Origin of the sequence: Streptomyces sp. NPDC096176 (assembly GCF_044763255.1) — a bacterium.
In the GTDB taxonomy this organism is placed as follows: Bacteria; Actinomycetota; Actinomycetes; order Streptomycetales; family Streptomycetaceae; genus Streptomyces.
This window is the reverse complement of sequence record NZ_JBIWFV010000005.1, coordinates 332542-353948: the sequence shown is the minus strand read 5'-3', so window position 1 is coordinate 353948 and position 21407 is coordinate 332542. Positions and strand designations below refer to the sequence as shown.

Below are 21407 nucleotides of genomic sequence, written 5' to 3'. Positions count from 1 at the left end.
GGCGCGAATGCCGGGAAACGCCATGAACGGCGCGCCCCCGTGCCCCGACTGCGCGCCCCCGTACGCCCCGCCGCACCCCCGTCACCTGCACTTCGCCCCCGTGTTGCACACATGCAATTCCCCGGGTGCGTACACACCTCGGCCTCCGGGGCTTTACGCTCCCCGCATGGACAGCGCAGAGTACGAGCGGAAGATCGCTTCCCGCTTCGCCGCTTTCGATCAGGACGGCAACGGCTACATCGACCGGGAGGACTTCAGTTCGGCCGCGGCCAAGCTGCTCGCCGAGTTCTCCGTCACCGCCCGCTCCGTCAAGGGCCAGGATCTGTACAGCGGTGCGGAGGCCTTCTGGCAGGGCATGGCCGGGATCGCCGACGTGGACGGCGATCAGCGGGTGACCCGCCAGGAGTTCGCGACGAGCGCGGTGAAGAGACTGCGCGACAATCCGAAGCGGTTCGGCGAGATCGCCCGTCCGTTCCTGCACGCCGTGATCAGGGTCGCCGACGAGGACGGGCGGGGCGTGACCCCGGCGGCCGTCGAGCGCGTGCTCGGTGCTCTCGGCGTCGAGGCCGGCGTCGCCGCGCGGGCGGCCGCGGCACTGGGCACGGACGACGACGGCAGGATCGACGAGGAGGAGGCCCTGGCCGCCTTCGCCGCGTACTACGTCACCCCCGAGCAGCCCCAGTAGCAGCCCGTCGGCACTTCCGTAGGCCCCGAGCGCCCCGCGCAGCCCGCGGGGCGCTCACGCGAACCGCTCCCTGAGCTTGTACTTCAGTACCTTGCGCAGGGCTTCGTTTCGGGGGAGGGCGTCCACGACCTCGAGCCGTTCCGGCAGCTTGTGGACCGACAGGCCCTCCCCCCGGAGGTGGGCGGTGAGTTCCTCGAGCGTGGGGTCCGCCGCGCCCGGGGCCCGTTCGACGACTGCGCAGACCCGTTCGCCGCGTTCGTCGTCCGGCAGCCCGACGACCGCCGCGTCGCCCACTCCCGGATGAGTGTGCAGCAGGTCCTCGATCTCCTTGGCGGAGATGTTCTCGCCCTTGCGGATGATGATGTCCTTGGCCCGCCCGGTGAGCACGAGGTGGCCGCTTTCGGTGAGGTGCCCGAGGTCGCCGGTGATCAGGAAGCCGTCGGCGTCGAATGCTGCCGCCGTCGCCGCCGGGTCCAGGTAGCCCTTGCACACGGCCTCGCCGCGCAGCCGGACCTCGCCGTCGACGATCCGGATCTCCATGCCGGCGGGCGGCCTGCCCTCGGTGTGTGCGAGGTCGAGCTGCGAGTCGTCGGGCGAACCCATCGTGATCATCGGGACCTCGGTCATGCCGTATCCGTGAGTGAGGGTGCAGCCCATCTCACGGACGACGGCGTGGTGCAGCTCGGGCGGTTTGGGCGCCCCGCCCCCCGCGAGCAGCCGCAGGGTGGGGATCAGCTTGCTGCCGGGCTGTTTGCGCTGCTCCGCGAGGAACATCGAGTAGAAGGCGGTGGACCCGCCGGCGGTGGTCACACCGTGCCGTCGGTATTCGCCGAGCGCGTCGGGCAGCGCGAACTTCTCGAAGAGGACCGCGGGGAAGCCGTACAGCAGCAGCATCACGAGATAGTCGGGTCCGCCGATGTGCGCGAACGGGAAGGCGATCGAGCCGATGTCGTCCGCCGACAGGTGCAGCGCGTGGGCCAGGCACGAGCCGCCGGCGATCAACGAGCGGTCGGTGTGCAGGACCCCCTTGGGGTCGGACGTGGTGCCGGAGGTCCAGTAGATCCAGCGCACGTCCGTGCCGGAGGCGGGCGGTGCGGGCAGCGCGGCCGGGTCGCCGTCGGGCAGTGAGCCGTACGCCTCGAAGACGCCGCGGGCGCCCAGCCGCTCCGCCATGGCGGCGAAGTCGAAGCCGCGCCATTCGCCGGGCACCGCAAAGTACGCGGCCTTGGACTCGCGCAGCGCGAAGCCGACCTCACGGTCCCGGTAGAAGGGGATGACCGGCGACTGCACGGCGCCGAGCCGGGCGAGGGCCACGGTCAGCAGCACGGTCTCGATCCGGGTGGGCAGCTGCCAGGCGACGACCGTGCCGGGGCGCACGCCCATGGCGGAAAGGCCCGCGGCGGCCCGCTCGGAGCGGTCGCGCAGCTCGCCGAAGGTGAGGGTGCGCCCGTCCTGGAGGAGGACGGGGCGGTGCGGGGTGAGGGCGGCGCGGCGGTCGACGAGTTCCCAGAGGGTGCGCGCGGCGCCGAGTGCGTGTGCGGTCTCGTTCATGCCCAGGAACCTCCGTAGCTGACGGCTCGTCAGATCGTAGGTCCGGCCGCCTTGTCGGTCCAGGGGTGCTGGGCTAGCCTGAAATCCAGAACTGACGAACCGTCAGGAGCGGAGGAAGGTCCCGATGGAAAAGGCCCCGCTGGAAACGGCCCCGTTGGACAAGGCCCCGTTGGAAAGAGAGCTGCCCCGGATCGTCAGCGTCGACGACCACGTCATCGAACCGGCGCACCTCTTCGCGACCTGGCTCCCCGCCAAGTACCGGGACCGCGGCCCCAAGCCCCTGACCGCGGGCATCGGCGAGCTCGCCTACGTCGGCGGCAAGTACCGGATCACGATGGACCCCGACGGCCCCCCCACCGACTGGTGGATCTACGAGGACCTCAAGTTCCCGTACAAGCGCAACATCGCCGCCGTCGGCTTCGACCGCGACGACATGACGCTCGAGGGCATCACCCGCTCCGAGATGCGGCCCGGCTGCTGGGACCCCGTCGAACGCCTCAAGGACATGGACCTCAACCACGTCGAGGCGTCCCTCTGCTTCCCGACCTTCCCGCGCTTCTGCGGCCAGACCTTCGCGGAGGCCCACGACAAGGAGGTCGCGCTCGCCTGCGTGCGCGCCTACAACGACTGGATGGTCGAGGAGTGGTGCGGCGACAGCGGCGGACGGCTCGTCCCGCTGTGCATCATCCCGCTGTGGGACATCGACCTGGCCGTGGCCGAGATCCGCCGGAACGCAGGGCGAGGGGTGCGCGCCGTCACGTTCTCCGAGATCCCCACCCACCTCGGGCTGCCGTCGATCCACTCCGGCTACTGGGACCCGTTCTTCGCCGTCTGCCAGGAGACGGGCACCGTCGTCAACATGCACATCGGATCCAGCTCCCAGATGCCGGCCGCCTCGCCGGACGCCCCGCCCGCCGTGCAGGCGTCGCTCTCCTTCAACAATGCCATGGCCTCGATGACCGATTTCCTCTTCAGCGGCGTCCTCGTGAGATTCCCACGCCTCAAACTCGCCTACAGCGAGGGCCAGATGGGCTGGATCCCGTACGCGCTGGAGCGCGCCGACGACGTGTGGGAGGAGCACCGGGCCTGGGGAGGGGTGCGCGACCTGGTCCCCGAACCGCCCTCCACCTACTACTACCGGCAGATCTTCTGCTGCTTCTTCCGCGACAAGCACGGCGTCGCCTCCATCGACGTCGTCGGCCGCGACAACGCCACCTTCGAGACCGACTACCCGCATGTCGACTCGACCTTCCCGCACACCAAGCAGGTCGCGCTCGACCATGTGCGGGACCTCGACGACGAGACGGTCTACAAGCTGATGCGCGGCAACGCCATCCGCATGCTCGGCCTGGACCTGGATTCGTAGTGGACCTGGCGTACACCGCCGAGGAGGAGGAGTTCCGCGCCCGGCTGCGCGAATGGCTCGCGGTCCAGCTGCCCGAACTGCCGCCGCCGCCGTCGCCGGACGACTGGCCCGGCCGGCGCGCCTACGACACGGCATGGCAGCGGGCGCTGTACGACGCCGGATACGCGAAGGTGCACTGGGACGCTCCGCCGACCGTCCGGCTGATCTACCTCGAGGAGACGGAGCGGGCCGGGGCGCCCTACGTCGGCGCCAACTTCGTCGGACTGCTGCACGCCGGCCCGACCGTCGCCGCCGAAGGAACACCGGAACAGCGGGCGCGCTGGCTCGAGCCGATCCTGCGCGGCGAGGAGATCTGGTGCCAGGGTTTCAGCGAACCGGAAGCGGGTTCCGACCTGGCCTCCCTGCGCACCAGGGCGGTCCGCGACGGCGACGCGTACGTCGTGACGGGATCGAAGCTCTGGACCTCGCACGCGGAGGTCGCCGACCGCTGTGAGCTGCTCGTACGTACCGGCCCCGCCGGCTCCCGGCACCGCGGCCTCACCTGGCTGGCGATGCCGATGGACGCCCCCGGCGTCACCGTACGACCGCTGCGGACCCTGGCCGGGTCCGCCGAGTTCGCGGAGATGTTCCTCGACGAGGTGCGCGTGCCCGTCACCGCCCGGGTCGGGGACGAGAACGACGGCTGGCGCGTCACCATGGTCACGCTCTCCTTCGAACGGGGCACCGCGTTCGTCGGCGAGGTCGTCGCCTGCCGCCGCACCCTCGTCGAAGTGGCCGCGGAGGCCCGCGCCAACGGCCGCTGGGACGACCCGGCCCTCCGGCGCAGGCTCGGCCGGCTGAACGCCGAGTTCACCGCGCTGTGGCGGCTCACCCAGTGGAACGTCAGCGAGGCCGCCGCGACCGGCGGCGTGCCGGGCACCGGCGGGTCGGTCTTCAAACTGCGCTACTCGCACGCCCGTCAGGAGCTGTACGACGCGGCGGCGGAGGTCCTCGGCCCGGACGCGCTCGACCTGGCCCGACCGTGGACGCGGGAAAGACTCTCGTCGCTGTCGTACACCATCGCCGCCGGTACCTCGCAGATTCAGCAGAACATCGTCGCCGAGCGCATCCTCGGCCTGCCGAAGGGGTGCTGATGGACTTCCGGCTCACCGACGATCAGCGGGCGCTGCGCAGCGGTGTGCGGGAGTTGCTCGCCGGCCGCTTCGGGCGTGAGGCGCTGAGGACGGCCGTGGATCGTGAAGGCAGGCTCGACCGGGGGCTGTGGCGCGAGCTCGGCAGGGCGGGGCTCTTCGCTCTCCGGTTGCCGGAACGCGACGGAGGGGCCGGGCTCGGTCTGCCCGAGGCGGTACTGGCCTTCGAGGAGGCGGGCCGGGTCCTGCTGCCGGGGCCGCTGGTGGCGACGCATCTGGCGGCCGGCCTCGTCCCGGGCGCGGCGGACGGGGCGACGATCGTCACCTGTGCGGGCCAACTCGGCCCTCTGATCCAGCACTTCGAGGACGCCGATGCGGCCGTCGGGTTCGCGGCCGACGGATCGCTGCGCCTCCTGGAGGCGGGGGGCCCGGCCCCCGTACGGTCCCTGGACCCCCTCACCCCCCTGCACCGTCTCGCTCGCCCCCCACGGCCCGCCGCGCCCGGCCCGCTGCTGGGCGCCGGCGTGCTGCTCACCGCCGCGGAACAACTCGGCAGCGCCGCCCGCAGCACCGAGGAGGCAGTGCGCCACGCGAAGGGCCGCGTGCAGTTCGGGCAGCCCATCGGCGCCTTCCAGGCAGTCAAGCACCTGTGTGCCCAGATGCTCGTACGCACGGAGGTGGCGCGTGCGGCCGTCTACGCGGCCGCAGTCGGCGAGGACCTCACCGAGATCGCAGGGGCGAAGCTGCTCGCCGACGAGGCGGCGGTGCGGGGCGCCAGGGACTGCCTGCAGGTGTTCGGCGGAACCGGCTTCACCTGGGAGGCCGATGTCCATCTCCACCTCAAACGATCCCTGCTGCGGGCCCAGATGTGGCTGACGACCGCTCAGGCCGAGGAGGTGCAGGCCCAGGCGTTGGCCGGAGGGCCGGTACGACCCTGAACCAGAGGGCAGGCCATGGCACTCCGGAGCGTCACCCTGCGTCGATATCGGGTTGTGTCCTTCGGGCGACTTGTCACGGGGCGGAGTCGGGGGCCCGCTCCGGTACGCTCCGTGAAATGGGAGTCGCTGCGATGACGGGGTCTCACGGTGTCGCCGGTACGGCGGTCCCGGGCCCGTCGTTGCGCGCTGTTCGGCCTGTGCGAATGCGTTCTGCGACCTTGCGTTCGACTCTCCGCGATGTGCGTCGCACAGTATGCACCATGCATACTCCTTCGCGCTGGAATATGCCCGAAGCGCTTGTTGCGGTGACTGTACGTCAACCATGCTGTGCCGTAAGGGAATCACATTCCGTTATGGCTGTGAGGCGCGAGGCTATGTGTCCGCCGGTTCGGATGGTGTGAGCGGTGCAGGTGCTTCAGATGCAGTTGGAGATCGGGGCCGACCCGTCGGAGGTGGGGCGCGCCCGCAGATGGGCCCGGTCGCGGCTCGACAAGTCCGGCGTGGCGGACGACGAGCCGTTGGCCGAGACGTTGATCCTGCTGATCTCGGAGCTCGTCACCAACGCCGTGGTGCACACCGGGTGTCCGGCCGTGCTCCGGATGCTGTTGGGTGCGGGCGCCGAGGAGCCGGGGACGGTCCGGGTCGAGGTGGCCGACGTGAGCGCCTGCCCGCCGAGACCCAGGCACGCGCACGGCGAGGACACCAACGGCCGTGGCCTGGAACTGGTCGACGGTCTGGCGGACCGCTGGGGGTGGCAGCGTGAGGGCGCCGGCAAGTCCATCTGGTGCGAGGTGGACCGGTGCGTGCCCACGGGCAACCAGCCGCAGCCGATGACCGCCGCACCCAGGACCTCCTCGCCGGTGGCGGCGCACGGAGGCTGAGCGCTTCGGCGTCTCGGCGGCCCGGATGCTCGTCGCCCCGAATGTCCAACGGCCCGAACTTTCTGCGGCCCGAACGCTCGCCGCCCCGAATGTCCGACGGCCCGAACCTGCGGCGGCTCGAATGTTCCGACAGTCCGACCATCCGAAGGTCAGAGCACGACCACGGGGGCGACCGGTGTGCCGGTGCCGCCGACGAACGGCTCCGGCATGGCGCACAGCAGGAACGTGTACTGCCGTTCCTGTGCACAGGCTGTGGACAACTTTTCCAGATTCCAGTTCTGGCCCTGCAGCATGCCCATCTCCACGAGATCGAGCGCGTGCACCGGCAGCCACAGGTTCTCGATCTCCGGCGGGAAGATCTCAAAAGTGAGCGTGTCGTTCGCCACGGCGGCGACATCGTGGGCGTGGAACCACTCGGGCGTACGGAGGGACAGCCCTGGCGACGGATACGCGTAGCCGTGCCGGTCGCCGGCCAGGAAGAGCTGCATCTGCCCCGTCCGCACCAGGACGATGTCGCCGGATCGGACGGTGACGCCGCCGTACTCCGCCGCTTCGTCCAGATCCTCCGGAGTGACGGCGTGGTCGCCGGGCAGCCGGTCCTGCCCCTTCGCGCGTGCCACATCCAGCAGCACACCCCGTGAGACGACGGGCGTGGCCTTGTCGATGCCGCTGAAGCGGGCGCGGTCGTGCGGCGTGATGGAGTCGGCGGGGCGGCCGTTGTAGATCCGGCCGGAGTGCGAGACATGGGTCAGCGCGTCCCAGTGGGTGGCCGCCTGCAGTCCCATCGTCACGGTGTCGTCGCTGGTGGCGACGGTGCCCGGGCCGAACAGCTCATGGTTGATCTGGACCATCGTGTGCAGGGGGTTCACCCGGCCCGGGATGACGCCTGTCTGCACTCCCTCCTGCTGGAGGGGGAGCGCGAGAGGGATCCGCAGGCCGCTGCGGACCGCGGCGGCTGCGTTCCTCACCACCTCGCCGTTGATCAGGTTGAGGGTACCGATCTCGTCGCCCTCTCCCCAGCGCCCCCAGTTGTTCACGCGCTTGGCGATGTCGTGGAACTCGGCCGGCAGTGACATTGGGCCTCCCGGGGCTTGTGCTCATGCATCGGACTGACCCTAGAATCTAACGGTCCGTCAGAAACTGCGGGAAGGGGCCGGTCGTGGGGAACTTCTTGACAGGCAAGGTCGTCGCCGTGACCGGCGCGGGCCGCGGCATCGGACGGGCGGTCGCGCTGGCCTGCGCCGCGGAGGGCGCCCGCGTCGTCGTCAACGACTACGGCGTCTCGGTCGAGGGATCCGCGCCCACGTCGCAGATCGCGGCGGGTGTCGTCAAGGAGATCGAGGCGGCCGGCGGGCAGGCCGTCGCGGTGGCCGACGACATCGCCACGATGACGGGTGGACAGCGGGTCGTGGACGTGGCGCTCACCGAGTACGGGCGCCTGGACGGGGTCGTGTGCGTCGCCGGGATCCTCCGCGAACGGATGCTGTTCAACATGTCGGAGGAGGAGTGGGACCCGGTCCTCGCCACCCACCTCAAAGGCACCTTCACGGTCTTCCGCGCCGCGTCGGCGGTGATGCGGAACCAGCGCTCCGGCACCCTGATCGGCTTCACCAGCGGCAACCACCAGGGCAGCGTGTCCCAGGCGAACTACTCGGCGGCCAAGGGCGGCATCATCTCGCTCGTCCGCAGCGCGGCGCTCGGCCTCCACAAGTACGGCGTCACGGCGAACGCGGTGGCCCCGGTCGCACGCACCCGTATGTCGGCGGGCGTCCCCATGGAGCTCAAGGAGATCGGCGGTCCGGAGGATGTCGCCGCCCTGGTCGTCTACCTCCTCTCCGACCGGGCCCGCGAGGAGAGGATCACCGGACAGGTCTACACGGTTGCCGGCCCCAAGATCGCGGTGTGGGCCCAGCCGAGGGAGCTGCGGGCGGCTTACGGAGAGGGCCCCTGGACCCCCGAGCGCATAGCCGATTTCCTCCCCGGCACCGTCGGCACCGACCCGATGCCGCTGCTGGCGCAGCTGGAGGCCATGTCCGCGGCGGCGTCCCGCGGCGACCGCCCCAATACCTGATCCGGCCGCGGGCCCGGGCGGGCCGGCACCCGGACAACCACCGCCGAGCGGGTGCTCGGCCTGCCGAAGGAGCCACGGTGAAGGGTGTCGTGTATGACGGGGAACGGGTCCGGGTCGTCGACGATCTGGAGATACGGGATGTGGGCCCGGGCGAGGTCATGGTCGAGGTCGCGGCCGCCGGGCTGTGCCACAGCGACCTGTCCGTGATCGACGGGACGATCCCCTTCCCCGTACCGGTCGTCCTCGGTCACGAGGGCGCGGGCGTCGTCACGGCGATCGGCCCCGGCGTCGGCCATGTCGCCCCCGGCGACCATGTCTCGTTGTCGACCCTCGCCAACTGCGGTGCCTGCGCCGACTGCGACCGGGGCCGCCCCACCATGTGCCGCAGGGCCATCGGCCGCCCCGGTCGCCCCTTCTCACGCGCCGGCGTGCCCCTGTTCCAGTTCGCCTCCAACTCCGCCTTCGCCGAGCGGACGATCGTCAAGGCCGTACAGGCGGTGAAGATCCCGGACGACATCCCGCTGACCTCGGCCGCGCTGATCGGCTGTGGCGTCCTGACCGGCGTGGGAGCCGTACTGAACCGTGCCAGGGTCGACCGCGGGGACACCGTCGTTGTCATCGGCACGGGCGGCATCGGCCTCAACGTCCTCCAGGGCGCACGGATCGCGGGCGCCGGCGCGATCGTCGCGGTCGACTCGAACCCCGCGAAGGAGGTTGTCGCCCGGCAGTTCGGCGCGACGCACTTCCTCTCCTCCACCGAGGGCGTACGGGAGATCCTGCCGACCGGCGCGGACCACGTCTTCGAATGCGTCGGCAGCACCGCGCTCGTACGGCAGGCGATCGACCTGCTCGACCGCCGGGGCCAGGCGGTCCTGCTGGGCATGCCGGCGGCGACGGCGGAGGCGTCGTTCGTGCCCGCCGCGATGTTCCTGGACAAGTCGGTGCTCGGCTGCCGCTACGGCTCCTCGCGCCCGCAGCACGACATCGCGCTCTACGCCGAGCTGTACCGGCAGGGCCGGCTGCTCCTCGACGAACTGGTCACCGCGACGTACCCCGTCGAGGACTTCGCGAAGGCGGCCGAGGACGCCGAGCACGGCCGGGTCGCCCGCGGCGTGCTCACCTTCTGAGCGGTGCACAGGTCACCTTCGCCGACAGGCAGTTGACGTCCAACGGTGCGTACGGGTTGTCTGCTGCGATGACCCACCTTCGCATCGAACAGGTGAAGGGCGACGCCGCGCTCGAGGACTGGCGGCACGTCCACAATCTGATCGTTCCTCCGGCCGCCATGGATCTCGACGAGGTGCGGGAGCGTGCCGTGCGCCACCACTTGGAGGTCGCGTACGCCGGCGACGAACTCGTGGGCTGCTCGACCGTGCGCCCGCCCACGGACGAGTCGTCCACGGCCACGGTGATCGCCCGGGTGCTCCCCGCCCACCGGAACCAGGGGTTCGGCGCCGAACTCTGGACGCGAGGGCTGGACCGGGCGCGGGCCCTCGGCGCCGAGGTGATCGAGACGGTCGTATTGGCGACCAACGTCGAAGGGCTGCGGTTCGCGCTGACACGCGGGTTCCTGGAGATCGAGCGATACGTGCTTCCCGGCGACACCGTCCCCTACATCGATCTGCGGCTGGCTCCCGCGCGGAAGGTGCGCCGGTAGACCGTGGGCGGCACACCGAGTGTCGTTTGCAGGTGCTGGCGCATGGACTGGGCCGTGCCGAAGCCGGCGTCCCGCGCCACCTGGTCCACCGACAGATCCGTCGACTCCAGGAGATGCCGGGCCCGTTCCACGCGCTGCTGACTGAGCCACTGCCCGGGGCTGATGCCGACCTCCTCGCGGAAACGCCGGGTGAAGGTCCGGACCGACATCGCTTCCTGGTCGGCCATGTCCCGCAGCTGCAGCGGCTCGTGGAGCCGGCCGAGCGCCCAGGCCCGCGCGGTCGCGGTGGTCGCGACCTGCGGCTCGGGGACGGGCCGGTGGATGTACTGGGCCTGCCCGCCGTCCCGGTGCGGCGGTACCACGGTGCGGCGCGCGACGTCGTTGGCGACAGCCGTGCCGTGGTCGCGGCGCACGATGTGCAGACACAGGTCGATGCCGGCGGCGACCCCCGCGGAGGTGAGCACGTCGCCGTCGTCGATGAACAGGACGTCCGCGTCGACCTTGACGGACGGGAAGAGCCGCTGGAAGTGCTCGGCCGAGGACCAGTGGGTGGTCGCGGGGCGGCCGTCGAGGTACCCGGCCGCGGCGAGCACGTAGCCGCCGGTGCAGATGGACACCATGCGGGTGCCGGGCCGCACGTGCTCGAGGGCGGCGGCGAGCTCGTCCGGGAGCCGGCCTTCATCGAACACGGGCCCGAGCTCGTAGGAGGCGGGGACGACGACGGTGTCGGCGGTGGCGAGCGCCTCGGGGCCGTGTTCCACGGTCACGGCGAAGTCGGCGTCCGTCATGACCGGCCCCGGCCTGATCCCGCAGGTGACGATCTCGTACAGCGGGCGTCCCGCCGGGTCCTTGGCGCGGCCGAAGATCCGGTGCGGGATGCCGAGCTCGAAGGGGAGCAGCCCGGTCAGCGCCAGGACGACCACGCGATGCGGTGTCACCTCATTCATGGCCCGATCCTATCGAATGCTGTCCCTCGGGCCACTCGTTGCGGACGAAACGGCATCGGATGCTGGGTGACGTGCCCCAGACAACCAATCTCCCCGCTGCTCAGGGCAGTGCTCTGCGCCGTCCGCCCCGTGTCCACCGAGCCTGGTTCGTCGCCGCCGTCACCTTCGTGACGATCATCGGCGCCGCAGCCTTCGCGTCCCTGCCGGGCCTCCTGATCGGGCCGCTGCACTCGGAGTTCACGTGGTCGCGCGGAATGATCGGCTTCGCCGTCTCGGTCAATCTGGCGCTCTACGGGCTCACCGCGCCCTTCGCGGCCGCCCTGATGGACCGGTTCGGCATTCGCAAGGTCGTGGCCGTCGCTCTCAGCGTGATCGCGGCCGGGTCGGTGCTGACGGTGTGGATGACGGCGCCCTGGCAGCTGATCCTCTACTGGGGCGTCCTCGTCGGCCTCGGCTCGGGCTCCATGGCGCTCGCCTTCGCGGCGACCGTGACGAACCGCTGGTTCGTGCAGCGCCGCGGCCTGGTCACCGGCATCCTCACCGCTGCCGGGGCGTCCGGCCAGCTGGTCTTCCTGCCGCTGCTGTCCTGGCTGGTCGAGCAGCACGGCTGGCGGCCCGCCGCGATCACCGTCGCGCTCTCGGCGCTGGCCGTCGTCCCGTTCGTATGGCTGCTGCTGCGGGACCACCCGGCGGACGTGGGCCTCGCGGCGTACGGCGCCGAGGGCTTCACGCCCAAGCCCGACCCGGTGCCCGGCGCGGCGCGGCGCGCGGTCGCGGTGCTCTTCCGGGCGGCACGCACGGGCCCGTTCTGGCTGCTCGCCGGCACGTTCGCGATCTGTGGTGCCTCGACGAACGGCCTGGTCAAGACCCACTTCGTCCCGGCGGCCCACGACCACGGCATGCCCATCACCGCGGCCGCATCGCTGCTCGCCGTGATCGGCGTCTTCGACGTCGTCGGCACGATCGCCTCCGGATGGTTCACGGACCGCTTCGACGCGCGGCGGCTGCTCGCCGTCTACTACGCGCTACGTGGCGTCAGCCTGCTCTTCCTGCCGATACTGCTCCAGCCGACCGTCCAACCGCCGATGCTCTTCTTCATCGTGTTCTACGGCCTGGACTGGGTTGCGACCGTCCCGCCCACCATCGCCCTGTGCCGCGAGCACTACGGCGACGACAGTGCGATCGTCTTCGGCTGGGTCCTCGCCTCGCACCAGGTCGGCGCGGCCGTGGTCGCCTTCGTGGGCGGCGTGGCGCGCGATGTATTCGGCAAGTACGACGTCGTCTGGTACGCCTCCGGAGCCCTGTGCGCCGCGGCGGCCCTGATGGCGCTGGTGATCCGGCGCAAGCCGATCCCGAAGCTGGAGCCCGCCGCGCAGTGATGTCTCCCGGGCCGGCCCTGTCCGGCCCGGCCGCTCAGTGGTCGAGCCGCCCGAACCGGCCGCGGTGGAACAGCAGCGGCGCGCCGTCCTCGTCGGCGTCCAGTGACTCGACCCTGCCGACCACGATGAGATGGTCGCCGCCCGTGTGCACGGTCTGGATCGTGCAGTCGATCCAGGCCGCCGCTCCCTCCAGCCGCGGTGCCCCGGTGACCGGCGCCGGCCCGTAGGCCACCCCCGCGAACTTGTCCGCCCCGCTGACCGCGAAGCCTCTGCACAGCCCGCCCTGGTCCGCCGCCAGCACGTTGACGCAGAAGGTCCCGGCGCGGGCGATGCGCGGCCAGGTGGTGGACGTGCGCCCGACCATGAACACGACGAGCGGCGGTTCGAGCGAGAGCGACGAGAACGACTGACACGCGAACCCGGCGGGCCCTTCCGCGTCGAGGGCGGTCACCACGGTGACCCCGGTCGCGAAGTGGCCGAGCACCCGGCGGAACTCCCCGACGGCGACCGGCAGCCGCTCGTCCTCCCCGACGGCCCGCAGGGCGGGCGCCGCAGGCGCGTCGTACACCCCGACGCCGGTGGGCGCCCCGACCGAGCGGAGATAGCGGACGGCGGCGGCGGCCATCCCTGCGTGTCCCATCACGCCTCCCATTGAAACTGACGATACGTCAGATGGGAACCCCGATGAGGGGTAGCGCGGGGAGCGGCCTGATGGCGGACATGCAAGGGCGGGGTGCTCACTCCCTGCCGGAGAGTGGGCGCCCCGCCCTTGGGTGTTCCGGTGCTCAGCGCTTGGTGCTGTTGTTGAAGAGCGAGCGCGACCAGACGTAGCCGACGAGGGCGATGCCGGCGCACCAGGCCATCGAGATCCAGCCGCTGTTGCCGATCTCCGTTCCGGAGAGCAGACCGCGCAGTGTCTCGGTCATCGGCGTGAACGGCTGGTACTCGGCGAACCAGCGCAGGCCCGGGGACATCGAGTCGGCCGGCACGAACGCCGAGCCCAGGAACGGAAGGAACTGGACCAGCAGCGGCTTGTTGCTCGCGGACTCGACGGTCTTGGAGATCAGGCCGAGCGCGCACGACAGCCATGTCACGGCGAACGCGACGGCCGTGAGGAGGCCGGCGGCAGCGAGCCACTCCAGCAGGCTCGCCGCTGAACGGAAGCCGAGGGCGAGGGCGACGCCCACGACGAGGACGAGGCTCACCATCGTGGTGAGGACGCTGCCGAGGACATGCCCCGTCATGAAGGACGTGCGTGTGATGTTCATGGTGCGGAAGCGGTTGATGATGCCCTCGGTCATGTCGGTGCAGACCGCGATCGAGGTCGACATCGCCCCGGCCGCCACCCCCATGATGATGACGCCGGGCGTCAGGTACTCCAGATACGCCTCCCGGCCGCCGCCCATCCCGGCGCCGATCGAGTCCCCGAAGGCGTAGACGAACAGCAGCAGCATCAGGATGGGCGTCACGGCAGGGCCCAGTGACACGGCCGGATAGCGCAACGCGTGCTTGATGTTGCGCCGCAGCATCGTCATCGAGTCGTGTACGGCGTAGGTGAGGGTGCTCATCGCAGGGTCTCCTTGACGTGGAGGGCGGATCCGGTGCCGGGGGTGCCGTCGCCGGTCAGGGCGAGGAACACGTCGTCGAGGTCGGGAGTGTGCACGGAGAAGTCGGCGGCGCGGATGCCGGCGGCGTCGAGCCGGTCGAGCAGGGTGCGCAGCGCGTCGAGCCCGCCGTCGCCCGCGATGCGCAGGGCGAGCTCCTCGTCGTCGCGGGCCGCGCCGGGGAAGGCGGCGGCCGCGCGCTCGTACTCGTCGGGCTCGGTGAACCGCAGGCGGACATGGCTGCCGGGGATCTGCGCCTTGAGTTCGTCGGCGGTGCCTTCGGCGACGATCCGACCGCCGTCGAGCACCGCGATGCGGTCCGCCAACTGGTCGGCCTCCTCCAGGTACTGCGTGGTGAGGAAGACGGTGACGCCGCCGGCGACCAGCGAGCGCACGGTCTCCCACATGGTGCGGCGGCTGCGCGGGTCGAGGCCGGTCGTCGGCTCGTCGAGGAAGATCACCTGGGGGTCGCCGACCAGCGTCATGGCGAGGTCGAGCCTGCGCCGCATACCGCCGGAGAAGAACGCGGCACGCTTGTGCGCGACATCCGCGATGTCGAACCGCTCCAGCAACTCCTCGGCTCGCCTGCGCCCTTCGCGCTTGCCGAGGCGCAGCAGGTCGGCCATGAGGAGCAGGTTCTCCTCGGCGGTGAGCAGGTCGTCGAGCGCGGAGAACTGCCCGGTGACGCCGATCGCGGCGCGAACACCGGCCGGTGACGTGGCGATGTCGTGGCCCGCGACCTGGGCCCGGCCGCCGTCGGCGGCGATGAGCGTGGACAGGATCTGCACGGTGGTGGTCTTGCCGGCGCCGTTCGGTCCGAGCAGCGCGAACACCGTGCCGGACGGGATCCGCAGGTCGATGCCGTCGAGGACGGTCTTGTCGCCGTACGACTTGCGCAGATCGGCGGTGGAGACGGCGGCGGGTGACTGCTGACCGTCCCGTCTGGGCATGGGCATGACAGAAGAAGGCATGGAGCCCTCCATTCGAAGGCGTGGTGAGCGGTGAAGGGGCCTTGCGTATGACGAGATCGGGCAGGTCAGGCCCGGGCGCGACGGATGTCGATGTTGCCGTAGCGGGTACGGGCTTTGATCCCGACGGAGTCCTCGGACTCGTCCGGGCTCTCGGACGCGGTGAGCGCGTTACGCACCTGGCCGGTGCCCGAGCTGACATCGAGCCAGGCGGCCGTGCCCTCGCGGACGCCGACCTCGATGGCGCCGTAGGAGGTCTCCAGCTGGACGGTGCCGCGGGCGACGTCGCCGACGCGAAGGGTGCCGTGGGCGGTGGTGGCGGCGACCGAGCCCTCGGCGCGCTCGACGATGATGTCGCCGTTGGCGCCGCTCACGCGCAGATCGCCCAGGGCGTTGCCGACGATCGTGGTGCCGTGCGAGTTCTTCAGGACGGCCGTGCCGTCGACGGTGCCGACGCGCAGGCTGCCGGAGCTGGTGGTGATCTCGGTGGGGCCCTCGACGCGGTCCACGGTGATGTTGCCGTGGGACGCGGTCAGATGCAGCGGCCCGGTGGTGTCGAGGTGGACGTCGCCCGACGAGGTCTTCACGCGGACCTCGCCGAACCGGCCCTCGCCGTACACCTGGGCCCAGGCGCCGGTCGTCTCCATCTGCGAGCCCGCGGGCAGTTCGACCGTCACGTCGACGGTGCCGGTGCGCCCGACGAAATAGCGCTGCTTGGGTGTCCTGATGGTCAACAGGCCGCTCGAGTACGTGACCTCGGTCTGCTCGGCCGCCCGCACGTCCTGGTCCTTCTTCGGGTCGCGGGGCTGCACCTCGACAAGGGTGTCGAGCCGGTCGGCGGCGACGAACCGGATGGATCCGGCCTCCACGTGGGCGGTGGCCGAGATTGCTGCGGGGGTGTCGAAAGAAGGCATGACTGTCCCGTCCTCTTGGGTCTCCGTGGCGTCCCTGCTGGTGGGACGTGGTGTGGGTGAAGTGAAGTGAAGGGCGGCGGGGCGTGGCCGGGGCGTGTGGCGAAAGTCCCGCCCCGCCCTCCGGGCGGACGGCGCTGCTTTCGCAACGCGCCCTAGCGCACCCAGCCCGTGAAGCTCTGCCCGACGGTGCGTGCGGTGCGGGACTTCTCCGTCGGGCCTGATGGCGTGCCGCCGTCGACCGCGGCTGACACGGCTCGTACCAGCCACGCGTTGACCGACAGGCCCTCGCGGCCCGCGGCCTCCTCGGCGCGTGCCTTGAGGTGGGCGGGCAGCCGCAGATTGACGCGGGCGGTGCCGCCGTCGTCGCCCTCGGCGGGTGCCGGGGCCGGTGCCTGGAGCGGCTCGGCGAGCCCGCTCCCGGCCTCGTACACCTCGTCGCCCGCCGGCCGCGTCACCACGAAGTCGGGGTCGAGCCCGCGCAGCCGTACGTCGACCGACCCGGGGGCGAGCTCACGGGTGATCTCGTCCATCGCGGCGGAGAGCACATTGAGCATCGTCAGGCGGGTCGCCGATTCCAGGGGGGCGGTGAGCCGCTCGGCCAGCTCGCGCGCTTCTTCGCCGCCGGCTTCGGCGGCCACCGCGAGTTCGCGGCGGAGGGTGTCGACATACGGCGTGAGGTCCATGACGCCATAGTGGCACCACGGTGATGCCATGCGCAAGCCCGTGAGGGGAGTGGGTGTGGGTCGAGGCTGATGCCACAGTGCTGACCTGCGGAAACATGCTGGCGCTGAGTTGCGTCACCGCGGTGCCACGTGAACTTGTGGGTGCTCTGGTGCCTCTCGTGGCGCCATGTGGTGCCACCGCGGGGGTGTGCCACCCACGTCGACGACTCTGCGGATCGATGCGTCCCTAGCGGCCCTCGAACTTGGGCGTCCGGCGTTCCATGAAGCTCCGCACGCCCTCGTTCGCGTCCCGCGTCGTCATGTTGAGTTCCTGGGCCGCCGCCTCCGCCGCGAAGGCAGAGGCGCGATCAGCGTCCAGAGACGCGTTCACCAGCTGTTTCGTCAGGGCGATCGAGCGGGTCGGGCCCGTCGCGAGGCGGGTCGACCATGCGCGTGCCGTCTTCTCCAGCTCGTCTGCGTGCACCACCCGGTTCACGAGACCGAGTCGGGCCGCGTCCTGCGCGGAGAGGGCGTCGCCGAAGAACATGAGTTCCTTTGTGCGCTGCGGGCCGATCAGTCGGGGCAGGAGGTACGCCCCGCCGCCGTCGGGTACGAGGCCCCGGCGGACGAACACCTCGATGAAGCGTGCCTCCTCGGCCGCCAGGACCAGGTCGCAGGCGAAGGCCAGATGCGCGCCGATGCCCGCCGCGGTGCCGTTGACCGCCGCGATCACCGGTTTCTCGCAGTCCAGTACGGCCCCGATCAGGCGCTGCGCGCCGAGCCGGATGGTGCGGGCGATGTCGCCGGCGATGTGTTCGCGGGGCGGCGCGCCCCGCAGATCGGCGCCCGCGCAGAACCCCCTGCCGGTCGCGGTGACGACGACCGCCCGGATCGCAGGGTCCGAGGAGGCCTCGGCGAGCAGCGCGATGATCCGCTCCCGCTGGTCCCAGGTGACCGCGTTCATCGCCTCGGGGCGATTGAGGGTGATCCAGGAGACGCCCTCGGTGACGGCGGACAGGACGTCGTCGTCGCTCACCGGCACACCGCCAGCGCGTCCAGAGCCACCGCGCCCTGCCCGCGGGGCAGCACCATCAGCGGGTTGACGTCCAGTTCCGAGAGTTGGTCGCCCAGTTCCAGAGCCATCCGCTGGACCCGCAGGACCACCTCCACGAGCGCGTCCACGTCCACCGGCGGTCCGCCCCGCACGCCCTCCAACAGGGCATGGCCGCGCAGTTCGGTGAGCATGGCCCGGGCCTGGTCCTCGCCGAAGGGCGGCACGCGTACGGCGGTGTCGTGGAGTACCTCCACCAGGACGCCGCCCAGCCCCACTGTCACGGTCGGGCCGAACAGCTCGTCCTGGGTGACGCCGACGACCATCTCGACGCCCCGCTCCACCATCTGGCAGACCAGGACGCCGTCGAGGTCGACGCCCTCGTAGCGGGCGATGTCCGTGAGCTCGCGGTACGCCTCCCGCACCTGACTGGCGGAAGTGAGGCCGATCTTCACCAGGCCCAGCTCCGTCTTGTGTGCGAGCTGCGGCGCGGAGGCCTTCATGACGACGGGGTAGCCGACCAGGCCCGCCGCCCGTACCGCCGCGGCCGCGCTGGTCACCAACTGCTCGCGCGGCACCCGGATCCCGTACGCGCGCAGCAGGCTCTTCGCCGCGTGCTCGCTCAGCTGCCCCGGCTGCAGCAGTGCCTGCGCCTTGCGGAAGGACGGGGAGCAGGTGCGCGGGGCCTCGTCGAAGGGGGAGCGGTAGTGGGTCGTGAACCGGTGGTGGGACAGGTGGGCGCGCACGGCCGTGACGCAGTTGCCGAAGGTGCGGAAGGTGGCCACCCGCGAGGAGCCGAGAAGCGTGTCGCGGTACGCGGCCTCGGTGCCGACCGGTGACCCCCACACCACGCACACCAACTTGTCGGTGGCCTCGGCGGCGTCCACCAGGTCCTGGGCGAGCCGGTCGCTCATCGGCGGGAACGGGCCGGTGATGGGACAGATCAGCACGCCGACGTCCGGATCGGCGAGTATCGAGTCGATGATCTTGCGGCCTCGCCAGTCGCCCACCGGGTGGCCACCGTTGTCGATCGGGTTCGAGACGTTGAGATACGGCGGTATCCACTGGTGCAGTTCCGCCTGCCGGCCGTCGCTCAGCCGCGGAAGGCGCAGGCCCGCCGCTGTCGCCAGGTCGGCGAAGTGCGCGCCGGTGCCGCCGGAGATGGAGTAGACGGCGACGCCGTCGGACACCGGCCTGCGGGCGCGCGCCAGCAACGCCGCGGTGTCCTGGAGTTCGTCGAGGCCGTCGACACGGATCACGCCGTACTGCCGCATCACCGCGTCCACCACCGTGTCCGCGCCGGTGAGTTTGCCCGTGTGCGAGGCCGCCGTCCGCGCGCCGGTGTCGGTGCGGCCGACCTTGACGGCGACGACCGGCACCCCGCGCCGGGCTGCCCGGTCCGCGGCCAGCAGGAACGAACGCCCGTCCTTGAGGCCCTCCACGTAACACGCGATGGCTCCGACCTCCGGGCGTTCGGCGAAGTACGAGATGAAGTCGGCGGTCTCCAGGTCGGCCTCGTTGCCGGTGGGCGCCCAGTGGGAGAGCCGTATGCCCAGTTCCTGGAGGGTGAAGACGGGCCGCCCCTGGTGGCCGGACTGGGTGATGAGCGCGATCGCCGGGCCCTCGAGGTCGTCGCGGAACTTCTCGAAGGCGTTGAGGTTGGTGTTGGGGCCGAGGAGGCGGATGCCCGAGCGCTCCACAGCGGCGGCGAGCCGCGCCTGGGCGGCTGCGCCCTCCTGACCGGTCTCCGCGTATCCGGAGGCGAAGGCCACGGCGAACTTCACCTTGACCTCCGCGAGTTCCTCGATCACCGGCAGCGGATCGCTGATCAGCAGTACGGCGAGGTCGACCGTTTTCGGCAGCGCGCGCACCGAGGGGACGCAGTCGATGCCGAAGACGGACGGACGGGTGGGGTGCACGGGGTGCAGTCGGGCGCCGACGCGCGCGGCCCAGTCGACGAGTTGGCGGGTGATGCCCGTGTTGGGCCTGCCCTCGGCGTCCGACGCCCCGACGACGGCGACGGAGGAGGGGCGGAAGAACCGGTCGAGGTCCGGCACCGGCGCGTACAGGGGGCGGCCGCTGACGTCGAGGTCACCGGCGGACGCGGCCGCCCCGGCGGCTTCGTGAACGGCGTTTCTGGGGCCGTCGCCGCAGGCGACGACGCGCGCGCGGAGGCCGGAGGTGAGGGTGCCGTGAGTTGATCCGAGCATCGCTGGTCTCCGCTCCCGCTCGATGGCCCGGGCGCCGGAGTCGCCACGGCCAGTAACTGACGCTCTGTCAGGTTAGCGAACTGACTACATGTCAGGAACCGTTGTGCCCACAAAGACCGCCACCCACGCCGCGCGCCGCCGAGAACCACGCCCCGGGCCGCCGGAACCCGCGCCGCGCGCTCACCGAAACCCACGTCGCCCGCTCACCGGGAAGCCGCGCTGCGTGCTCGCCGAGGGCCACGAGCCGGGCCCCGGGCCCGCCGCAAGCGCCGCCGCGGCCGCGCAGAGCAGCAGGCTCTGCGTCGGCCGCGGATCACGGGTCCACACCCCGCCGTCAGAAGTGCACGCGACGGTTCTCCGACGTCACCCGGTAGCGGATGCTCCACAGGCTGCGCCGCACGTACGTGCGCTGCAGCCAGCGGTCCCGTCCGTCGTAGCGGGCCGTGAACGACGACCTCGCGTGCACACCCTTGCGGTTGTTGATCAGCAGCGCCTGGCCCGGCCGCAGCAGCACCTTGTGCGCCACCGAGCGGCACACGCCCTGCAGCTGGTCCAGCGCGGCCTGCGCCCCGCCGGTCAGCGCCCGGACCCCGTTCGCGGAGATCGCGATCTCCGGGCAGTCCGCGCTGCCGCTGATCAGCGGGACCGGGTCGGAGAGCACCTCCGCGTCGCCGGCCACGTTCCTCGTGTAGCTGCCGGGCGCGTTCAGCCGGAACAGCGGGCTGTGGAGCGTCTCCAGCATCTGCGGGTCGAGCGCCGCGGAGATGTCGCGGGCGTCCGCGTAGTGCGTCGCGGCGATCCCCTCATGGTCGGAGCGCAGGCAGCTGAGCACCAGGAAGTCGGGGTTGGCGACGTCGTAGCGGCCGATCACGTCGTGCATGATGTCGCTGTGGAAGTTCAGGAAGACTTCCGAACCCTGGTTGGTCTGGGTCTTCGAGCCGCCTTCGACCGGGATGACGTCATGGACGAGCTGCCCCGCCTTCTCGGTCAGCACACCGAGCGGCTCGCCGAGCAGTCCGCTCAGCCCCAGCAGCACCCCCTCCGCGACGAAGCTCTCCTTGTCGCGGCTCGGGCCGCCGTCGGACGGGGTGGGCGGGAGGCTCGCGTCCACCGGCAGGTTGTCGACGAGCGTCACACCGGGGGTGTCGATGTGCCGGCCGAAGTCCAGGACCTGCTGGAGCAGCGGCGTCGGCAGGGACGCGAAGATCTGGTGGTAGCGGGCCATGGCCCAGTCGATGTCCGTGTCGGGGTCGGGCATCGCGGCGAGCTCGGCGCCGATGGCGTCCCGGGCCCCGTCGGGCAGGGTGACCGTGCCCAGGGTCGGGGGACGCTGCGATGCCGGCGTGCCGGAACCGGCGCCGAGCGGGCGGTCAACGGTGGCGGTCATGGCGGA

General features: G+C 71.3%; 20 protein-coding genes. 9 read left to right on the top strand and 11 right to left on the bottom strand.

The window, feature by feature from the left end; all coding sequences use genetic code 11:
* The first annotated feature begins 166 nt into the window (after positions 1–166).
* Positions 167–685, top strand: coding sequence for an EF-hand domain-containing protein (locus ACIQ7Q_RS16370; RefSeq protein WP_403861456.1), 519 nt, complete (start codon positions 167–169; stop codon positions 683–685).
* Positions 686–739: 54 nt separating this feature from the next.
* Here ACIQ7Q_RS16370 and ACIQ7Q_RS16365 read toward each other — a convergent pair whose 3' ends face one another.
* On the bottom strand, positions 740–2236 hold the full coding sequence (locus ACIQ7Q_RS16365; RefSeq protein WP_403861453.1) for a class I adenylate-forming enzyme family protein: 1497 nt from the start codon (positions 2234–2236) through the stop codon (positions 740–742).
* Between the two features lie 124 nt (positions 2237–2360).
* Between ACIQ7Q_RS16365 and ACIQ7Q_RS16360 the strand changes: the two genes are divergently transcribed.
* The 4 genes from ACIQ7Q_RS16360 to ACIQ7Q_RS16345 all read left to right on the top strand — a co-directional run bounded on the left by ACIQ7Q_RS16360 (position 2361) and on the right by ACIQ7Q_RS16345 (position 6551).
* A complete protein-coding gene (locus ACIQ7Q_RS16360; RefSeq protein WP_403861450.1) occupies positions 2361–3602 on the top strand; it encodes an amidohydrolase family protein in 1242 nt (413 codons plus the stop codon).
* Positions 3602–4735 carry an acyl-CoA dehydrogenase family protein gene (locus ACIQ7Q_RS16355; RefSeq protein WP_403861447.1) on the top strand — a complete coding sequence of 378 codons (1134 nt, stop codon included), beginning with the start codon at positions 3602–3604 and terminating at the stop codon, positions 4733–4735. Before ACIQ7Q_RS16360 ends, ACIQ7Q_RS16355 begins: the two co-directional genes overlap by 1 nt.
* Complete coding sequence (locus tag ACIQ7Q_RS16350; protein ID WP_403861444.1) at positions 4735–5670, top strand: acyl-CoA dehydrogenase family protein; 936 nt, start codon at positions 4735–4737, stop codon at positions 5668–5670. Before ACIQ7Q_RS16355 ends, ACIQ7Q_RS16350 begins: the two co-directional genes overlap by 1 nt.
* A gap of 404 nt (positions 5671–6074) precedes the next feature.
* Entirely contained in the window at positions 6075–6551 is a 477-nt protein-coding gene (locus tag ACIQ7Q_RS16345; RefSeq protein WP_403861442.1) for an ATP-binding protein, read from the top strand.
* Between the two features lie 149 nt (positions 6552–6700).
* Here ACIQ7Q_RS16345 and ACIQ7Q_RS16340 read toward each other — a convergent pair whose 3' ends face one another.
* The gene (locus tag ACIQ7Q_RS16340; RefSeq protein WP_403861439.1) at positions 6701–7627 is read right to left on the bottom strand and encodes a cyclase family protein; all 927 of its coding nucleotides are present in this window, start codon (positions 7625–7627) and stop codon (positions 6701–6703) included.
* Positions 7628–7710: 83 nt separating this feature from the next.
* On the opposite strand from ACIQ7Q_RS16340, the gene ACIQ7Q_RS16335 reads away from it, so the two are divergent.
* The 3 genes from ACIQ7Q_RS16335 to ACIQ7Q_RS16325 all read left to right on the top strand — a co-directional run bounded on the left by ACIQ7Q_RS16335 (position 7711) and on the right by ACIQ7Q_RS16325 (position 10279).
* The gene (locus tag ACIQ7Q_RS16335; RefSeq protein WP_403861436.1) at positions 7711–8622 is read left to right on the top strand and encodes an SDR family oxidoreductase; all 912 of its coding nucleotides are present in this window, start codon (positions 7711–7713) and stop codon (positions 8620–8622) included.
* Between the two features lie 77 nt (positions 8623–8699).
* Positions 8700–9749 carry a Zn-dependent alcohol dehydrogenase gene (locus ACIQ7Q_RS16330; protein ID WP_403861433.1) on the top strand — a complete coding sequence of 350 codons (1050 nt, stop codon included), beginning with the start codon at positions 8700–8702 and terminating at the stop codon, positions 9747–9749.
* Between the two features lie 68 nt (positions 9750–9817).
* Positions 9818–10279 carry a GNAT family N-acetyltransferase gene (locus ACIQ7Q_RS16325; protein WP_403861430.1) on the top strand — a complete coding sequence of 154 codons (462 nt, stop codon included), beginning with the start codon at positions 9818–9820 and terminating at the stop codon, positions 10277–10279.
* On the opposite strand, the gene ACIQ7Q_RS16320 is transcribed toward ACIQ7Q_RS16325, so the two are convergent.
* The gene (locus ACIQ7Q_RS16320) at positions 10234–11226 is read right to left on the bottom strand and encodes a GlxA family transcriptional regulator (RefSeq protein ID WP_403861427.1); all 993 of its coding nucleotides are present in this window, start codon (positions 11224–11226) and stop codon (positions 10234–10236) included. The genes ACIQ7Q_RS16325 and ACIQ7Q_RS16320 overlap by 46 nt on opposite strands.
* Positions 11227–11285: 59 nt before the next feature.
* Here ACIQ7Q_RS16320 and ACIQ7Q_RS16315 point away from each other — a divergent pair, with 59 nt between their 5' ends.
* Positions 11286–12605: an MFS transporter gene (locus ACIQ7Q_RS16315; RefSeq protein ID WP_403861424.1), complete on the top strand. Its 1320-nt coding sequence runs from the start codon at positions 11286–11288 to the stop codon at positions 12603–12605.
* A 34-nt stretch (positions 12606–12639) separates the two neighbouring features.
* Here the strand turns inward: ACIQ7Q_RS16315 and ACIQ7Q_RS16310 are convergent, their stop codons facing one another.
* From ACIQ7Q_RS16310 to ACIQ7Q_RS16275, 8 genes are all read right to left on the bottom strand, one after another.
* Positions 12640–13245 (bottom strand): flavin reductase family protein, encoded by a 606-nt coding sequence (locus ACIQ7Q_RS16310; RefSeq protein WP_403861422.1) that lies wholly within the window; start codon positions 13243–13245, stop codon positions 12640–12642.
* A gap of 145 nt (positions 13246–13390) precedes the next feature.
* The gene (locus ACIQ7Q_RS16305) at positions 13391–14173 is read right to left on the bottom strand and encodes an ABC transporter permease (RefSeq protein ID WP_403861420.1); all 783 of its coding nucleotides are present in this window, start codon (positions 14171–14173) and stop codon (positions 13391–13393) included.
* Positions 14170–15165, bottom strand: a complete 996-nt coding sequence (locus tag ACIQ7Q_RS16300) for an ATP-binding cassette domain-containing protein (protein ID WP_403862155.1) — start codon at positions 15163–15165, stop codon at positions 14170–14172. Before ACIQ7Q_RS16300 ends, ACIQ7Q_RS16305 begins: the two co-directional genes overlap by 4 nt.
* A gap of 80 nt (positions 15166–15245) precedes the next feature.
* Positions 15246–16091, bottom strand: a complete 846-nt coding sequence (locus ACIQ7Q_RS16295; protein WP_403861417.1) for a DUF4097 family beta strand repeat-containing protein — start codon at positions 16089–16091, stop codon at positions 15246–15248.
* A gap of 152 nt (positions 16092–16243) precedes the next feature.
* A complete protein-coding gene (locus ACIQ7Q_RS16290; RefSeq protein ID WP_403861414.1) occupies positions 16244–16774 on the bottom strand; it encodes a hypothetical protein in 531 nt (176 codons plus the stop codon).
* Positions 16775–17000: 226 nt separating this feature from the next.
* Positions 17001–17717 carry an enoyl-CoA hydratase/isomerase family protein gene (locus ACIQ7Q_RS16285; protein ID WP_403862152.1) on the bottom strand — a complete coding sequence of 239 codons (717 nt, stop codon included), beginning with the start codon at positions 17715–17717 and terminating at the stop codon, positions 17001–17003.
* A gap of 68 nt (positions 17718–17785) precedes the next feature.
* Positions 17786–20014, bottom strand: coding sequence for an acetate--CoA ligase family protein (locus tag ACIQ7Q_RS16280; RefSeq protein ID WP_403861411.1), 2229 nt, complete (start codon positions 20012–20014; stop codon positions 17786–17788).
* Between the two features lie 334 nt (positions 20015–20348).
* Positions 20349–21401 carry a TauD/TfdA family dioxygenase gene (locus ACIQ7Q_RS16275; RefSeq protein ID WP_403861408.1) on the bottom strand — a complete coding sequence of 351 codons (1053 nt, stop codon included), beginning with the start codon at positions 21399–21401 and terminating at the stop codon, positions 20349–20351.
* Positions 21402–21407: the final 6 nt, after the last annotated feature.

What these genes read in the sequence shown, in the direction of transcription:
- ACIQ7Q_RS16320 (WP_403861427.1), bottom strand. Translation starts at nt 11,226, where the DNA reads ATGAATGAGGTGACACCGCATCGCGTGGTCGTCCTGGCGCTGACCGGG.
- ACIQ7Q_RS16360 (WP_403861450.1), top strand. Translation starts at nt 2,361, where the DNA reads ATGGAAAAGGCCCCGCTGGAAACGGCCCCGTTGGACAAGGCCCCGTTG.
- ACIQ7Q_RS16285 (WP_403862152.1), bottom strand. Translation starts at nt 17,717, where the DNA reads ATGAACGCGGTCACCTGGGACCAGCGGGAGCGGATCATCGCGCTGCTC.
- ACIQ7Q_RS16295 (WP_403861417.1), bottom strand. Translation starts at nt 16,091, where the DNA reads ATGCCTTCTTTCGACACCCCCGCAGCAATCTCGGCCACCGCCCACGTG.
- ACIQ7Q_RS16365 (WP_403861453.1), bottom strand. Translation starts at nt 2,236, where the DNA reads ATGAACGAGACCGCACACGCACTCGGCGCCGCGCGCACCCTCTGGGAA.
- ACIQ7Q_RS16300 (WP_403862155.1), bottom strand. Translation starts at nt 15,165, where the DNA reads ATGCCCATGCCCAGACGGGACGGTCAGCAGTCACCCGCCGCCGTCTCC.
- ACIQ7Q_RS16305 (WP_403861420.1), bottom strand. Translation starts at nt 14,173, where the DNA reads ATGAGCACCCTCACCTACGCCGTACACGACTCGATGACGATGCTGCGG.
- ACIQ7Q_RS16275 (WP_403861408.1), bottom strand. Translation starts at nt 21,401, where the DNA reads ATGACCGCCACCGTTGACCGCCCGCTCGGCGCCGGTTCCGGCACGCCG.
- ACIQ7Q_RS16310 (WP_403861422.1), bottom strand. Translation starts at nt 13,245, where the DNA reads ATGGGACACGCAGGGATGGCCGCCGCCGCCGTCCGCTATCTCCGCTCG.
- ACIQ7Q_RS16280 (WP_403861411.1), bottom strand. Translation starts at nt 20,014, where the DNA reads ATGCTCGGATCAACTCACGGCACCCTCACCTCCGGCCTCCGCGCGCGC.
- ACIQ7Q_RS16315 (WP_403861424.1), top strand. Translation starts at nt 11,286, where the DNA reads ATGCTGGGTGACGTGCCCCAGACAACCAATCTCCCCGCTGCTCAGGGC.
- ACIQ7Q_RS16290 (WP_403861414.1), bottom strand. Translation starts at nt 16,774, where the DNA reads ATGGACCTCACGCCGTATGTCGACACCCTCCGCCGCGAACTCGCGGTG.
- ACIQ7Q_RS16325 (WP_403861430.1), top strand. Translation starts at nt 9,818, where the DNA reads ATGACCCACCTTCGCATCGAACAGGTGAAGGGCGACGCCGCGCTCGAG.
- ACIQ7Q_RS16340 (WP_403861439.1), bottom strand. Translation starts at nt 7,627, where the DNA reads ATGTCACTGCCGGCCGAGTTCCACGACATCGCCAAGCGCGTGAACAAC.
- ACIQ7Q_RS16370 (WP_403861456.1), top strand. Translation starts at nt 167, where the DNA reads ATGGACAGCGCAGAGTACGAGCGGAAGATCGCTTCCCGCTTCGCCGCT.
- ACIQ7Q_RS16350 (WP_403861444.1), top strand. Translation starts at nt 4,735, where the DNA reads ATGGACTTCCGGCTCACCGACGATCAGCGGGCGCTGCGCAGCGGTGTG.